This is a genomic window from Eubacterium sp. BIOML-A2, from assembly GCF_009680135.1.
GTDB classification, from domain to species: domain Bacteria; phylum Bacillota; class Clostridia; order Lachnospirales; family Lachnospiraceae; genus Faecalicatena; species Faecalicatena contortus_B.
In genome coordinates this window covers 1-14,785 of the sequence record NZ_WKZK01000088.1, presented here as the reverse complement: position 1 = coordinate 14,785, position 14,785 = coordinate 1, and the positions used below count along the sequence as shown (strand labels likewise).

General features: G+C 42.9%; 15 protein-coding genes. 2 read left to right on the top strand and 13 right to left on the bottom strand.

The genetic code is table 11. The annotated features are described in order from the left end of the window. On the top strand, positions 1–878 hold an 878-nt coding region (gene ribA / locus GKG43_RS21860), incomplete at its 5' end, for a GTP cyclohydrolase II (protein WP_129880027.1). A gap of 1 nt (position 879) precedes the next feature. Further along, positions 880–1,344 carry a 6,7-dimethyl-8-ribityllumazine synthase gene (gene ribE, locus GKG43_RS21855; protein WP_055152712.1) on the top strand — a complete coding sequence of 155 codons (465 nt, stop codon included), beginning with the start codon at positions 880–882 and terminating at the stop codon, positions 1,342–1,344. A 107-nt stretch (positions 1,345–1,451) separates the two neighbouring features. Here ribE and GKG43_RS21850 read toward each other — a convergent pair whose 3' ends face one another. From GKG43_RS21850 to GKG43_RS21790, 13 genes are all read right to left on the bottom strand, one after another. Then, on the bottom strand, positions 1,452–2,126 hold the full coding sequence (locus GKG43_RS21850) for a Crp/Fnr family transcriptional regulator (RefSeq protein ID WP_055152670.1): 675 nt from the start codon (positions 2,124–2,126) through the stop codon (positions 1,452–1,454). Positions 2,127–2,143: 17 nt separating this feature from the next. Further along, positions 2,144–2,794 carry a Crp/Fnr family transcriptional regulator gene (locus GKG43_RS21845; protein ID WP_025655714.1) on the bottom strand — a complete coding sequence of 217 codons (651 nt, stop codon included), beginning with the start codon at positions 2,792–2,794 and terminating at the stop codon, positions 2,144–2,146. Positions 2,795–2,916: 122 nt separating this feature from the next. Then, positions 2,917–3,534, bottom strand: coding sequence for a DUF4125 family protein (locus tag GKG43_RS21840; RefSeq protein WP_055152672.1), 618 nt, complete (start codon positions 3,532–3,534; stop codon positions 2,917–2,919). A 14-nt stretch (positions 3,535–3,548) separates the two neighbouring features. Further along, a complete protein-coding gene (locus GKG43_RS21835) occupies positions 3,549–4,559 on the bottom strand; it encodes a DUF4037 domain-containing protein (RefSeq protein WP_025655712.1) in 1,011 nt (336 codons plus the stop codon). Beyond that, complete coding sequence (locus tag GKG43_RS21830; protein WP_055152674.1) at positions 4,546–5,358, bottom strand: tetratricopeptide repeat protein; 813 nt, start codon at positions 5,356–5,358, stop codon at positions 4,546–4,548. Before GKG43_RS21830 ends, GKG43_RS21835 begins: the two co-directional genes overlap by 14 nt. Before the next feature lie 99 nt (positions 5,359–5,457). Continuing rightward, positions 5,458–5,880 carry a hemerythrin family protein gene (locus GKG43_RS21825; protein ID WP_055152676.1) on the bottom strand — a complete coding sequence of 141 codons (423 nt, stop codon included), beginning with the start codon at positions 5,878–5,880 and terminating at the stop codon, positions 5,458–5,460. Between the two features lie 50 nt (positions 5,881–5,930). After that, the gene (locus GKG43_RS21820; protein WP_055152678.1) at positions 5,931–6,659 is read right to left on the bottom strand and encodes a DUF6198 family protein; all 729 of its coding nucleotides are present in this window, start codon (positions 6,657–6,659) and stop codon (positions 5,931–5,933) included. 38 nt (positions 6,660–6,697) lie between these two features. Next, the gene (hpdA, locus tag GKG43_RS21815) at positions 6,698–7,636 is read right to left on the bottom strand and encodes a 4-hydroxyphenylacetate decarboxylase activase (protein ID WP_055152680.1); all 939 of its coding nucleotides are present in this window, start codon (positions 7,634–7,636) and stop codon (positions 6,698–6,700) included. 26 nt (positions 7,637–7,662) lie between these two features. After that, positions 7,663–7,920: a 4-hydroxyphenylacetate decarboxylase small subunit gene (hpdC, locus tag GKG43_RS21810; protein WP_050640828.1), complete on the bottom strand. Its 258-nt coding sequence runs from the start codon at positions 7,918–7,920 to the stop codon at positions 7,663–7,665. Between the two features lie 26 nt (positions 7,921–7,946). Beyond that, positions 7,947–10,643: a 4-hydroxyphenylacetate decarboxylase large subunit gene (gene hpdB / locus GKG43_RS21805; RefSeq protein ID WP_055152682.1), complete on the bottom strand. Its 2,697-nt coding sequence runs from the start codon at positions 10,641–10,643 to the stop codon at positions 7,947–7,949. 383 nt (positions 10,644–11,026) lie between these two features. Next, entirely contained in the window at positions 11,027–13,450 is a 2,424-nt protein-coding gene (locus tag GKG43_RS21800) for an ATP-dependent Clp protease ATP-binding subunit (RefSeq protein ID WP_055152684.1), read from the bottom strand. A 24-nt stretch (positions 13,451–13,474) separates the two neighbouring features. Further along, a complete protein-coding gene (locus tag GKG43_RS21795; protein ID WP_055152686.1) occupies positions 13,475–13,978 on the bottom strand; it encodes a hypothetical protein in 504 nt (167 codons plus the stop codon). Between the two features lie 6 nt (positions 13,979–13,984). After that, a complete protein-coding gene (locus GKG43_RS21790; RefSeq protein ID WP_025655705.1) occupies positions 13,985–14,377 on the bottom strand; it encodes a hypothetical protein in 393 nt (130 codons plus the stop codon). Between the last annotated feature and the right edge of the window lie 408 nt (positions 14,378–14,785).

Sequence of the window (14,785 nt, the reverse complement as noted above, 5' to 3'; positions counted from 1 at the left end):
CCTTGGCTGACCGCCATTTAAGTTCCAGGGTGGCCGCCGAATATGGCACAGGTGGCCGTTTTGGCTGGCAATCTGCACACACAGAGGCAACTGTTGACCTTATGCGTCTGGCTGGTTTGAAAGAATGCGGGCTTTGCTGCGAAATCATGAGAGACAACGGGGAGATGATGAGAACTTCTGAGTTGAAAAAGTTCGCGGAAAAATACAGTCTGCCATACATTACAATTAAAGAATTACAGGAGTATAGAAAAACAAAAGAAGTTTTGGTAGAATGTGTCTCCGTTACAAGTATGCCCACAAAATATGGGGATTTCACCGCTTACTGTTATGTCAACAAGTTAACCAGGGAACACCATATGGCCCTGGTAATGGGCGATATATCAAGCGGAAATGACATATTATGCCGTGTTCATTCAGAGTGCCTGACTGGTGATGTATTTGGCTCGCTGCGCTGCGACTGCGGGCAGCAATTGGATCAGGCAATGAGAATGATTGCGGAAAAAGGAACCGGCGTGCTACTGTATATGCGGCAGGAAGGACGGGGAATCGGCCTAGTTAATAAAATGAAGGCATATCAATTACAGGAGAATGGATTAGATACCATAGATGCCAACCTTGCATTAGGATTCCAGGGAGATCTTAGAGAATATTATACCGGGGCACAGATTCTGCGCGATTTAGGTATTAAATCCCTAAATCTGCTGACAAACAATCCGGATAAAGTATATCAGCTTGAGGATTACGGAATATCCATTACGAAGCAGCTTCCGATAGAAATCGAGGCAACCGAATATGACCGGTTCTATTTAAAGACAAAGCAAACACGTATGGGACACACATTAAACATCGAGGAGGGAAAATCATATGGGCATAAATAACATAAAAACATATGAAGGAAAGTTAGTTTCTGAAAATATTAAAGTAGGCATTGTAGCGGCAAGATTCAACGAGTTTATTACATCCAGGCTGCTGGCCGGAGCAATCGATGGATTAAGACGCGAAAATGTAAAAGAAAACGATATAGAAATTGCATGGGTGCCTGGCGCTTTTGAGATTCCCCTGATCGCCTCAAAAATGGCCAAAAGTAAACGGTATGACGCCATAATTTGTTTAGGGGCAGTCATCCGGGGAAGCACCAGCCATTATGATTATGTATGCAGCGAGGTTTCAAAGGGCATCGCACATGCAAGCCTGGCCAGCGATATTCCCGTCATGTTTGGTGTTCTTACAACTGATACAATCGAACAGGCGATAGAACGTGCAGGTACAAAGGCTGGCAATAAGGGATTCGAATGTGCGCAGGGAGCAATCGAAATGGTGAATTTGATCCGCTCTATGGATTAGAATTGTGCAAAAATGTCCGTACAGCAAAAGTTTATAGCTGTACGGACATTTAACCGCAAAATTTATCGTATATCTTTCCTTTTTATTATTTTGAAATAATCTCTCAGCTACGCCTCATCCTCACTGTTCTTCATATATTTTATCATCTGATCGGCCACATTTTCCAGATATGCCCTGTCCATGATCCGATATCCTGAGTCTAGTTTTTCTATACATCCACTCTCTTCAAAACGGTATAGAATATTATATATTCCTCTTCTGCTAATCCCCAGATTTTCACAGATATTATAGATACTTTTATACTTAAAAATATCGCCGCTGGAATGCTTCAATATATAATGTGCCAGGATTTCATTCTCGCCGAAAAGGCTTCTCGCGAGAATATTTTTATACATCACATAGACACGCTTACTTGTTTTCTGGTAAAACATCACTAAAAACTCATCATTCTGCATCAACTCATCCATAAGAGACTTTTTCAATACCAGCACTTTTGCATTTGTCTCCGCCACACCGGAGCATTGAAAATCCGCATTATGAATACTGCTGATGGGTCCCACAAAGTTGTCCGCATCCAATATATCAACAATCAGCTTTTTGCCATTATATGAGATGTTTTCTACTTTAATAAGCCCGTCAAAAATATAGAACAAATTGCCAGTTTTTCGTTCAGCCCTGAATAAATATTCCCCCTTCTTTAACTCTAATATTGGAATTACCGGTAAATAATCTTTAATATGTTCATAGATCATAGTATTCTTGATCATGCTGTGATTATCCAAGTTTTTAATCCCCTCTTCTAAAGCATGTACTCTATGACGTGTTTCCCCTGATCCTCCAATGCTTCCCTGTCCTTAATATATATGTAATTATCATCTTTCTCTAAAGTTCCGTCTTTTATCAGATCATTCAATGTGTTATACAGGCTCCTCCTGCTAAAGCCTAAAAACTCGCACAGCGCGTTCATATTTGGACAGACCATTCTGTCTTTTTTAGAATTTGAAAGAATGTAGCTTGCTAATATCTCTTTCTGGCTGTACATGCTGTTCATAAGCATACGTTTGTACATATGATAAACCCTTTGGCTCATCTTATAATAGAATGCCTTGGCAAATCGGACGTCATTTAACAACTTTTCAAATATCTCATCGTTAAATTCCAGTAACATCGTATCTTTTACAGCCCATGACTCACAATTCAAATATTCTTCATATACGTCGCTCAAATCGCCGGCAAACCAATCCTCACCGATTTCATCCACCCAGATTTTCCTGCTGCCTACATTGTTCCAGACTCTTATTTGACCGTTTAATATGTAATATTTGTTCGGTGTCCCATCCCGGGATGAACGTCGTTTCGTAATATACTCACCTTTTTTTACCTTAATAACCGGAATCTGCTCCATGTAACCTTCAATAGAATCATAAATGGCGATTTGTTCCAACTTCATAAGCTCACTCTCCTTTCACTGTAGTTTTACATTATTTCACATAAACAGAGGTAGTAAACTTTTCACACTTTTTATCAATTTGTACATTTTTTGCTAATTAACTGTTAATTTTTCATTAATTTTCACAATTTTTTCTCAATAGTTAATGCTTTTTCCACTTCATCTATAGAACCATATCCCTGCAGGACTGCCATATTCTTCCTGACAACATTTGTCAGATTCAGCCCCTTCTGCACACATTCTTCCAGAAATGCTGCGTATAATATAATAGTATTCTCACCATAGGTAGATAATTCACCTTTGAGATAAGTTTCTATAGAAGTTGTATACCCATTTTCTTCTGAAGTGTATGTAGGCCGCCCCTGTCCCGCATATGCAGGATATCTGCGCTTAAAATCTTCCGCCCATTGGAGCTGTATATCCGCAATGTGATCGATCAGGCGCCGCTTTTTCTCCGAAATCTTTGGAAGCACGCTTTTTAGCTCTTCAAACCGCTCCGGCATAGTGTCCTTCATCATAAACGCATATTTTTCAAACAGCAGATTACGCCCATTCGCTTTTGCCTTCATCAAATCCATATAATAGCTGTCTGTAATCTCTTTTGGCCAGGCCATAAACTGGCTTTTCCGCATAATATAAAACTCCTGCCAATTATCCTGGCAGTCCGCACGGCCTCCCTCATTTTTCACAAGCTGAAACTGACGCCATTCCTCTTTGATAATATCGTCTATGCTTACCATAATATCATCCTCTCTTATGATGCCATTACAGGAAGGGAACGTATCGTATCGTCCTTAATACGATGCCTTGCTGCATAGGCATGTTCTTCCAGGTAATCGGATGAGCTGTTGCTGATTCCCTGATTCTTCATTTCCTCGATAACAAGAGCGCAGATGTCTTCTATCATAACGATCACTTTGTCGTTCCTGTTCAGCTCAATCTGGTAGGTATTCCATTCGTTTGTATACCAGCTGCCTCTGTTCGGCCCCACATCCACAAGCTTTTTCAGGATTGTCCTGACTTCAGTCAGCTTATCCATTCCTTTCATCCCCTTCCACATCCATTTATAGTAAGGGGTATATTTTTTGTTCAACAGATACACCATGGATATGGCTGCACGAATAAATTCAGACAAGGCAAGAACTGCCGCTACGGTGTCGTGCCTTCTCATCATCCTGCTGTAATTGCACTGGCCTGAGTGCGCCATGGTAATCGCGCGGGCCGCTATCTTCTTCAGACGGATATCTTCCGGATAATATCCCAGCAGCTGTTCGCGTATACCCGTAAATTCTCCCAGATTATCCTCAAACACCTTACCGTTGGTTGCCACTGCCAGATAATGTTCCGGTATGATCAGCCAGTCCGGCAGTTTTTCTGGAACTCCTCTTGCCCCAAGGAATTTCCGGTAGAATTTATCAATCTCTAAAACGCCTCTGCGCCCTTCCGCCTCGGTCCGGTGAGTCTTGGCGGAGATCCCGCCGTACTCCTTGGGAAGCGCGTCGTATATTTCGCTCATCTCCTCTCCAATTACTTCATAATCCTTCTTGGTCAGCCAAATACAGAAGCTAGGTCCGTAATCATGATCCATGGAAATCATATCGTCATATCCAAAGCACTCGGAACCTTCGCCCACCAGGCCCACGGCGATCTTATCCATATAAGCAGGAAATAATTCCTCTAATACAGGCCTTCCGATCGTTTCATAATATTCCTGGGAGAGCTCCAGCCCCTTCTTCTCAAGCTGCAGACCATTACTTTGTACCATTTTCCAATTTCCTCCTGATCGCATTGTAGTTTTCTACAAGACGTTTATAATCGGAATTTTCCCCATAATGCTTCTTTGTCTCTTTCATAGCTTTTTCATACATTGCAAGAGAGCCTTCCAGATCTTTGCTTAAATACGCCGTATATGCCTTCATGGCAAGCACGCCGCAGTAGTGCGGACTATTATCGCATTCCTTTTCAAAAAGCTCTACAGCCTGATCCAGATAGGACTGCACACGCTCAAAATCCGGCTGTTCCACCCTGAGAAATGCACCTGCCAAATTCCCATATACTGTTGCCCGTTCGTCTGCTGAATTCGGTACCTGTTCCAGTACTTTTACGGCTTGTTCACCATACTTCACAGCGTCCTGAAGTCTGCCTGCCTCCAATGATGCTACTGACATATTATTATAAAGACCGCCAAGACGATAGTCAACTTCTAAATTTTCCCGCTTATATACTTTTTCTACCTGAAGATAAAGTTCCATGGCCTTGTCTACCTGCCCGGACGCACGGTAGATATTTGCTATATTCAGATAAGTCGTCATTCCTGCCAGTGTCTCATCTAGTTTATGCTGCATAACAATCTCTAATGCCTCATAAGCATATTCCCATGCCTGATCCAGATGGCTGATACTTCTGTAATATCCCATCAGCTCGTTTAGTATGGTAAGCTGTGATGCCCAATCGCTCTCCGAATGGGCCGTCTTCAGGGAGTTTTCCAGATAATCACAGGCCTCTTTAGATTTTCCTTTTGCAAAAAGTTCGTCTGATTTTTCAAGTATCTTTTTTATCTCCATATTTCCCCTTCTTTCTAAAAAAGCGATGAAATCCGGATTCCTCCCAATCTCACCGCCTCTGTTATCCATAAGCTAAAACTGAAACCAAATTATAAAATATTACTGTAAATTATCCATCTGGCTTCTAACGTTCTTATACTCTGCCAGTTCCTGGTCATTCACTTTAATATGAGTATATAACCATTCAACGACTTTCTTATTAACCTGCTCCTCAAACTCCTTTGTAGGGCCTTCTGCTGCGAGTTTTACTGCAAGATTCTTTACATCTTCAACAAGCGCAGCATGCATTTCTTTGTGAGCATCGGTTTTTGGAAACTGTACTTCATCCATCAGTTTTTCTTCTTCACTGAAATGGTAGGTCGTATAATCTGCCAGAAATCCCAGGGTCTCCTGAACTTTCTCAGTACTTTCTCCATTTTCAATGCTTTCAAATAAATCGTTGGCACGTTTGAATAATTCTTTATGATGTGCGTCAATCATCTCATTGCCGGTCAAAAGACTCGGTGTAAATAATGCTTTCATTCACATATCCTCCTGTTTTTTTATTCAATACTGTAATACAATTTTACGTTTTAAGCCTTTGCTTCAGCTCTTTCTTCACCTGCATGAAGCCAGCCTTCAATAGACTTTGCAAAACGTTTGGACAGGAATTTTACTACCTGGCCTACAAAGATTGCCGCAATGATCGTACCCTCTCTTACTACAACTCCATCCCCAACGAAAGACTGCAGTCCTCCAAGGAATATTAACTGAAGAATTAGTGCGATAACGATCATACTTGTATCTACAATTGTCTTACAATCTCCAAATGTCTTTCCTGAAACCTGTGCAATTGCGCCTGCCAGTCCTTCTGCAGGCATCGGAACCCAGTTTGGACGCAGATAGAGAAATACGCCGATACCAATAATAATTACGCTGATAATCATATAGATAAACTGCATAATATAATTCTGAGGTCTTGGGAAATTAAGCATAAGGTGTCCCAGCGCCTTTGGATCTGTACCGGTTAAGTCGATCATCCAACTGAATACGAACGTCAGCAGTATTCCCAGGGCATTTCTAACTTTGAAATTCTTCCGGAGAATCAAAAGCTGCGCCAATACCAAAAAGATGTAAATAATAAATGTTGTTACGCCCAGAGTAAAGCCCCAGATCTGTTCTGTTGCTCTTGGAATAGAACTTACCGGAGAGATACCCAGATTGGACATCTTGGATATATTGATACCAATTGTAATAATAAATAATCCGCCTATATAACATATACTTTGTTTTATGATATTTCCTGGTTTAGAATTAGACATTCCTGCCCCTCCATTTTCCTTATGTGAATTCGTGTCCTTTAGAAAGGTGTGTCGTCACCAATATAACATGCAATTCCATTGTCCAGATATAAACTCTGCAGTTCTTTCATTCTTTCATCTGTCATATCCCCGTGGTCTACGTATTCATACTGTTTTCCAAGCTGTTCCCATTTCGAGGTTCCCATACGATGGAATTTCAGAAGGTTGATTTCAAAAAGATCCAGCCTCTTCATAAACTCGATCAATTTCATTGCATTTTCATCACTATCATTATAATCATGGATCGTCGGCTGACGAAGTACCAGACGTCCATTCCATGGGGATTTTACCAAAGCCTCTATGTTAGAAAGAATCAATTCATTTCCGACGCCCGTCCCCCACTTATGAGCCTCTGCATCCATATTCTTCACATCAATAAAAGCGAAGTTAATATTTGTTAATATCTTTAAAAAGTTTTCTTCCGTTGCAAAGCCGCTCGTCTCAATTGCCGTATGTATCTGTGACTTCTTACATTCCATCAGCACATCATACAGAAAATCGTGATGCATAAGCGGATCGCCACCTGAAAACGTAACACCGCCCTCGGAACCCCAGTTACTAAAATCCCGTTTTAATATTTTCATCAGACCGTCTACTGTGTACTCTTTTACACACTGTTTCAAGGCATTGTTCGGACATATGCTTATGCACTCAAAGCTCTCGCAGTCTTCACAAATGGACCATGTTATGCTAGGTTTCCCATTCTCATCGAATTTGATAGAGTCCTTGGGGCATGTATTTCTACATGCCCTGCAACCCTTATCATACTTACATACTTTCTCTGCAAACATTATATGTTTTTTTCTTTTCCAGCTTTCCGGATTGGCACACCATCTGCACTCAAGCGGACAGCCTATGAAAAATACATTCGTCCTGCAGCCCGGTCCATCATGCACGGAATAGCTTTGAATATCGAAAATTAATCCATTCTTTTCCATATATGGCTTCCTTAATTAATTATTTTTTATTTTTTGTAGTTTTCGCAGCTAAATGCTCCACATGTTGAATAAGCCCAGTTTTCTTTGCAGAATCCTTTGCATGTTCCGATTCCGTATTTATCAGGATTTTCAAAATTCTGGCAGTTTCCGCAAGCCGGAGCTGCTTCAAACTTCGGGCAGGCATCGCTTCCCTCGCCATCGATCGGAACGATCACTTTTGAAAGTGCACACATACCTTTTTCGCAGTCAAGATTTATATAATTTACACAGTTGTTATGTTTCATGATTCTACCTCCATCTCTCTCTTTTTTTATGCTTCGTCGTATTCTGTTCTAAAGATAACCTCATCCTGAATTGCCTTACCGATTTCACACCAGTACTGTGTAAATCCAGCAACACGAACCATCAGGTCACGGTAAGATTCTGGTTTCTTCTGAGCAGCTCTCAGAGTATCGGAACCTACGATGTTGAACTGTACGTGGAATCCACCCTTACGCATGTAAGCACGGATAACATCCAGAAGCTTTCTTGTTCCAGTTAATCCCTTAACAGCCGTCGGATGAATCTTTAAGTTCATCTGTGAGTTCTGGCACATAGAATGATCATATACTGTAGCAGATTCAAATACTGCATACATACCATTCTTATCCGTTCCTGGTGCTGCAGATGCAGATGCGTCTGAATAAGTTGTTCCCGCAAGTCTTCCGTCTGCTGTTGCCAGTGTAATGAATCCCTGAGGACCATGTGTGGATACAGAAATCTGGCACATATACAACGGTTTGCCGTAGTAAGATCTGATAGTAGGTATGTATTCTTTCATACGCATTTCGTAATCTACTAAGAGCTCATCTACATATCTTTCTGCATTGCCATACTTCGGCGCATTTATACATGCTGCGAAAATCTTTTCATATTTCTCAGCCTGATCTGTACTCTCTCTGAAGTCAGGTGAGAATACGCCTGTCTCATAAGCTGTCTTGAAGCCGAAGTTGTTAATCATTGCGTCTGTCATTTCTTCCAGTGTGAATGCTTTGTCATCAAATACATTCTTCTTAATAGAAGCAAGCGCATTGATAAATGTAATAGTTCCGCAAGACTCAAAGTTAATTGTTGCGTTGTATTTTGCTCCACAGTTTCCAATATGCTGTCCGTTTGTGAAGAAGCCGCCCTTAAGCAGAGAAGCTACTGCCGGCATATTGTATTTTCTCCAGATATCCATCTGCAGGTTGTTAATCTTGTTAACGATCTGATTGCTAAGATCCAAATATTTATACCACAGATCTACCATCTTCTCGTAGGAATCAATCTTTTCGTTGTGAGGTGGGAATACCTCTTTGCCTGTTCTTGCATCAACACCGTTTGTCAGCACGAGCTCGAGAATCTTAGGAAGTGCTGTAAAGTGGATACCTGTTCCACATGTCGGAGAAGCTCCGCCAGGAACCATCGTAACTTTACCATTGTAGTTCAACGGTGAGAATGTTCCAGGAGATGACTCAAGACATCCGCCAAGGCACCATGCCCTTGCTTCAACAACGCCCATTCCCTCTGGTCCATACTGTCTCATCATGAAGTTCATACCTGTCTGGTTGTTCATCCATGCCGGATATCCCATACCAAGTTTTGTACAGCGAGCACACTTCATCAGGAAGTCTTCAGGAGTTTTCTCATCATACAGTACACTCAGTGTAGGCTGTGGAGTCTGAGCTCTCATACCCGCTTCAACGATCAGGTACTCTAACGGAGTAACTGCTGTAAGGCCATCGTATCCCAGGCCGCCCATTGACAGGTTGTTGAATGTATTTCCGGAAAGAACACCACCGGATACACCAGCTGATGCGAAACATTCGATACATGTAATCTTAATTCTGTATAACTCAAGAAGTTCGATGATATCTTCATCTGTTGCAACTCCATCCTGGATATCTTTCTCATAGAATGGCTGCAGAACCTGTCCGAGACGTCCGATAGACTGTCCTGACTGAGGATCTTCGTTTACAACGCCATAGTGTAAGCAAAGAGTCATCTGAAGAGCTTCACGGAATGTAGCTGGAGCCTTATGAGCGATATTTCCCATAACCTCTGCGATTTCTTCGTAATTCTTCTTGAATTCCGGATCCGGCTCACGTGCTGCAAGATCTTTTGCTTTGTCAGCATAGTTCTGGCACCACTGGCTTAAACCTTTACATACTTCTTTCATTGCTGCGTAATAGTATCCACGGCTCATGCCAAGAACACCGTCATCGCCTGCTTCACCCATGAACTCTGCGATCTTCTCATCACACAGTTCCATGATTCCATCGAAACCATACTGTAATGGCAGGTAGTAGTTCATAACTTCACGTCCCTGAGGAATTGCGAAGGAATCGAACATAACAACTACTGAATCCATAACTTTCTCGAACTGATCATATCCAGGAAGCATCTTTCCATATTTTGTGCTGATATCTTCTACTGAAATTCCATCCCAGTATTTTGATACTTTTACAAGTACAGGAATATCTTCTTTTCTCATACCAAACTTCTTAGCAAGAGAAACGATCTCACCGTAACTTTCTGTTACGTTACCGCCGCCGGCGCCAACCTGAGAAACAGCATCTGCTGAACTCTCTGCTGGAGCATCAACTTCGTTCATAAGAGCTTCAGCCTGAGCATTGAAGAAACTTGCTGTAACCCATGGGAATGGGAATGCGCCACGAACGTTTTTACATTTGTTCATTACGAGTTTTTCCCAAGGAAGGATAGTCGGTGTTGTATGAGCATATCCGCCTGCAACCGCTTTAGCTCTTCTAACCTCAATAAGGTCACCATCGTTCTCCCACCAGATTCTGTTGTACCAGTATGGAGTTTCCATATCTGCTGATACCTTTAATGTGTAATAAACTTCCATTAATTTTTTAAAACGTTCACTTGGTTCCGGAATATCGGCTTCTGTAGCATCATCAACTGCCGCCGTATCAATACCCCGCTGTTTTAAGATTTCCTGTACTTTACTTTCGTTTGAATTCATGTTTTTTCCTCCTTTTCAATCTTGAATTCGTTGTTATAGCCATCTTAACTCTCTTTTAGGGTTAATCGTTAGTGCACATTGCACACCTTTGAAAAATTCTAATTTTCTTTTTGCATTTCTCTCAACCCCGCTGATTTAGCGCGTTGCAAGGGTGAAGCAGTGAATTTCGAAGGCATTTTACGATATTGGACATTTCAGCACTTTAACCTATAAAACGAAGGAAATCTACCTGGGATCCCAGCAAAGTTTACAAGTCCTGTATCATGAAGAAAAAGGGAAGGAATGCCACAATACATGTGGGATTCCTTCCCCTTTTAACCTGAGCGCAGAAACCGGGATCTCATTCCCTTTGGTATGCTTACGTTCTCACTTTTTTAATATACCTATTTTTCTTCTGCCATTTCTGCCTTTTCACTGGAATCAGCAGCTAATACTGCAGGTATTTCTTCCGCTTTCTGGTTTCTTACCGTTTTACCGGCTTTTTCACTCTCAATGTTAGGATTCACATTCAGATTTACTTTTCCTTCCTCCATACAGATGTATACATCATCTCCCGGAAGGATATCGCCTGAAAGCATTCTTTCTGCCACTACATCTTCTACTTCTGACTGGACAGCTCTCTTCAGAGGTCTTGCGCCGTACTGCAGATTTACATACTTCTCTACCAGGTACTGTTTCACATCCTCGCCAACATGAACTGTAATCCCCATGCCATCACACCGAGCCGTCAGATCCTGGATCAGCAGACTGACAATTTCGTTCATATCCTCATCGTTCAGCTTTCTGAAGACGATGATATCATCTATACGGTTCAGGAATTCAGGACGGAATACATGCTTGATCTCGGACAGAATCTCGTTCTTAATCTCTTCATTGCTTCCCTGGTCACTCTCATTTCCAGTCTTAAAGCCAAGTTTGCGGTGTATATCGTGGTTCTGGACGCCGGCATTAGAGGTCATAATTAAAACCGTATTCTTAAAACTTACCCTTCTGCCCTTCGCATCCGTCATATGACCATCTTCCAAAACCTGAAGCAGCATATTAAATACGTCCGGATGGGCCTTCTCAATCTCATCAAATAAGACGACAGAGTAAGGATTTCTACGTACCTTCTCGCTCAGCTGGCCGCCGTCTTCAAATCCTACATATCCCGGAGGGGAACCAATCATCTTGGCTACGGAATGCGGTTCCATATACTCGGACATATCAAGGCGGATAAATGCATCCGGCTTATCAAACATAAACTCTGCCAGTACCTTGCTCAGTTCTGTCTTGCCAACTCCTGTCGGTCCTAGGAACAGGAAAGAACCTATCGGCCTGTTCGGGTTCTGTATACCAGCGCGCCCTCTGCGCATTGCTTTAGCAATAGCCTTAACGGCCTGCTGCTGTCCAACGATCCTCTCTCCGATCATCTCTTCCAGCTTCAGCAGGCGGGTGCCTTCATCGGCATTTACCTGCATAATCGGGATTCCGGTCCACTGTGAAACGGTACGAGCAATCTCATTGGCACCAATCTCAGTCACTGCCTCTTCTGCCGGACTATCTTCCCCCGCTTCCAGTTCCGTACCGTCGGATCTGTCCAGGCATACAGCTGCGGCAGTTTCATCGATTAAATCCAGCGCCTTATCCGGAAGATAACGGTCATTGATATAGCGTTTGGATAATTCTACAGCGGCTTCTAATGCCTCAGGCAGGAACTTCACCGAATGGTGCTTCTCATACCTGTCGATTACGCCATTCAGAATTGCCAGGCTTTCCACCTCGGACGGCTCTTCCACCTGAATCGGCTGGAAGCGCCGTTCAAGCGCAGCATCCTTCTCAATATACCTGCGGTATTCCTCTGTGGTCGTCGCACCAATGACCTGTATCTCTCCCCGTGCCAGACACGGCTTCAGAATATTCGCAGCGTCAATTCCGCCCTCTGTTCCCCCGGCTCCTACAATCGTATGAATCTCATCTATGAACAAGATTACATTTCCTGATTCGGTAATTTCCTGAATAATATGCTTTAAGCGTTCCTCAAAGTCTCCCCTGTATTTGCTTCCTGCAACAACGCTTGCCAGGTCAACTGCAACAACTCTTTTATGCTTCATAATCCCCGGAACTCTTCCCTCAGCGATAGCAAGAGCAAAGCCCTCTACAATTGCTGTCTTCCCAACTCCAGGTGCCCCAATCAGACAGGGGTTGTTCTTTCCCCAGCGGCAGAGCGACTGAAGAAGCCTGCGGCTCTCGTTCTCCCTGCCAATCAATGGGCTTAACTTCCCTTCCCTCGCCATCTCTGTCAGATCACGTCCAAACTGATCCAGAAGCTCCGTACGCTTGTGGATGGAGTTTGTCTTGGACTCATCCAATTTTGCCAGGCCGATTTTCTTCCGCTTCATCTCTGCGATCATATCTACATATATGGCTGAAGTATTCACCTGTGCGGCTTTAAAAAACCGCGTAACGGAAATAGTCTCGTCCTGTAATATTGCCAGTAAAATATGCTCTGCCCCGGTCAGCTCTGCCTGGAACCACGCGGCCTGCTTATGGCTTTTGTCCAGGATCTTGGTGCATTCCGGAGAATAACTCCAGGCCGTCTGCAGAATCGTAAGCCCGGTTGACGGTACCCACTCTTCAATCATCGCTGTTACCAGTTGTTCATCTAATCCGTTCCGCTTTAATACTGTCTGTGTAATACCGCTTTTTACCTTGGTCAGCCCCAACAGAATGTGTTCTGTTCCTACAGTGACCTGCCCCATGTTCTTTGCTGCTTCTGCCGCAATTGCAAGGACTTCTCTGGCGGTATTATCATAATAGGGACGCATATCTATCACCTCACTTTACTTTTTTCAAACAGTCGCAGCCTCCACAGCATATTCTGATACAAAGTCCATTGCTTTTCTTGTTAAAATGTCCTTTTTCAAACGCCGTTCCTCTGCACCCTGCATGATTTCCCTAATCTTCTTCTCATCCAAAGGATATCTCATAGTTAACTTCTTAATCTCGGTGTCTACATCCTGTTGTGTCACAGTAATGTTCTCTTTTTCCGCGATCGCCTCCAGGATCATTTTCCCTTTCAGCTGACTCTTAGCTATCCCCTGCATCTTCTTTACCAAGGCTTTCTCATCTGTTTTGGAAGCCTCATAATACTGTTCGATAGACAGGCCCTGCTGGGTTAAACGAAGCGCATACTCCTCGGTCATTCTTTTCGCTCTTTCATTCACACTGCTTTCAGATACCTTTGCCTTCGAGCTTTCAACCAATATTTTCATGAGGTAATCTTCTTTTTCTCTTCCCTTCAGCTGCGCAGGAAACTCTATTCCCTTATACTGACCAAGAACTACATCTTTCATATGCACCTACTCCTTCTCTTCCTCAATTGACCTGATACTGTCAACCGCTGGTTCATAAATACTTAAATTCGTCATCTTGCACCGCTCCATCATCTGTACGGCTTCTTTATATTTAGCCAGGCATTCTTCCCACTTTTCAAGCTTTTCTAAAAGCCTTGCCTTCTCATAAATGATAACTGCAATTGCATGATTCCGCTCCTGGATCCAATTCCTTGTAACCGCCGCAATCCCGTCTTCATCCACATCACCGCCGCCGCACATAACACATCCCGGATCCGGCATAGCTGACTGTTTCACTTCCTGTTCCTTATGATCTAAATATACCTGTAAATCTTCGTAGTTGTCAAGTTCATAATAGCTGGCAATGTCCTGATAAAACTTCTTCTGATCTAATAACATGGCACTTTCCGCTCCTTTCTATACTTATTTTCAGTATAGCCACAATATTTAAAATTACTTAGTGAATATTGCACACTTGGCGGGTGGGGGGCGCCTGCCAGGGAGGGAGACGGGGGCGGAGGGAGGCGTACAGCCTGTTTGAGATTGACCAGTCCGCGCACTAAACAGCAGTAAGAGGAAACACGCAAAATCAGCCGGCTCCATACGCATTCACCGCCTGCTCTGATGAGCAGACGGCTCTGGCGTATTCAAAAGTTGATTCGGTATCAACTTTTGGCCGGCTGATTTTGCGTGTTTCCTCTAACTGCTGTTAAGCTTGCTCTATGCACTTTGTCCAGTTTCAGGACATAGGTAAGTAAAAAGTTTCAGGACATAGGTAAGTCCAAATGTTAAACTATACAGAAATAA

What these genes read in the sequence shown, in the direction of transcription:
- GKG43_RS21845 (WP_025655714.1), bottom strand. Translation starts at nt 2,794, where the DNA reads ATGAAGTTGGAACAAATCGCCATTTATGATTCTATTGAAGGTTACATG.
- GKG43_RS21840 (WP_055152672.1), bottom strand. Translation starts at nt 3,534, where the DNA reads ATGGTAAGCATAGACGATATTATCAAAGAGGAATGGCGTCAGTTTCAG.
- GKG43_RS21835 (WP_025655712.1), bottom strand. Translation starts at nt 4,559, where the DNA reads ATGGTACAAAGTAATGGTCTGCAGCTTGAGAAGAAGGGGCTGGAGCTC.
- GKG43_RS21830 (WP_055152674.1), bottom strand. Translation starts at nt 5,358, where the DNA reads ATGGAGATAAAAAAGATACTTGAAAAATCAGACGAACTTTTTGCAAAA.
- GKG43_RS21825 (WP_055152676.1), bottom strand. Translation starts at nt 5,880, where the DNA reads ATGAAAGCATTATTTACACCGAGTCTTTTGACCGGCAATGAGATGATT.
- GKG43_RS21820 (WP_055152678.1), bottom strand. Translation starts at nt 6,659, where the DNA reads ATGTCTAATTCTAAACCAGGAAATATCATAAAACAAAGTATATGTTAT.
- hpdA (WP_055152680.1), bottom strand. Translation starts at nt 7,636, where the DNA reads ATGGAAAAGAATGGATTAATTTTCGATATTCAAAGCTATTCCGTGCAT.
- hpdC (WP_050640828.1), bottom strand. Translation starts at nt 7,920, where the DNA reads ATGAAACATAACAACTGTGTAAATTATATAAATCTTGACTGCGAAAAA.
- hpdB (WP_055152682.1), bottom strand. Translation starts at nt 10,643, where the DNA reads ATGAATTCAAACGAAAGTAAAGTACAGGAAATCTTAAAACAGCGGGGT.
- GKG43_RS21800 (WP_055152684.1), bottom strand. Translation starts at nt 13,450, where the DNA reads ATGCGTCCCTATTATGATAATACCGCCAGAGAAGTCCTTGCAATTGCG.
- GKG43_RS21795 (WP_055152686.1), bottom strand. Translation starts at nt 13,978, where the DNA reads ATGAAAGATGTAGTTCTTGGTCAGTATAAGGGAATAGAGTTTCCTGCG.
- GKG43_RS21790 (WP_025655705.1), bottom strand. Translation starts at nt 14,377, where the DNA reads ATGTTATTAGATCAGAAGAAGTTTTATCAGGACATTGCCAGCTATTAT.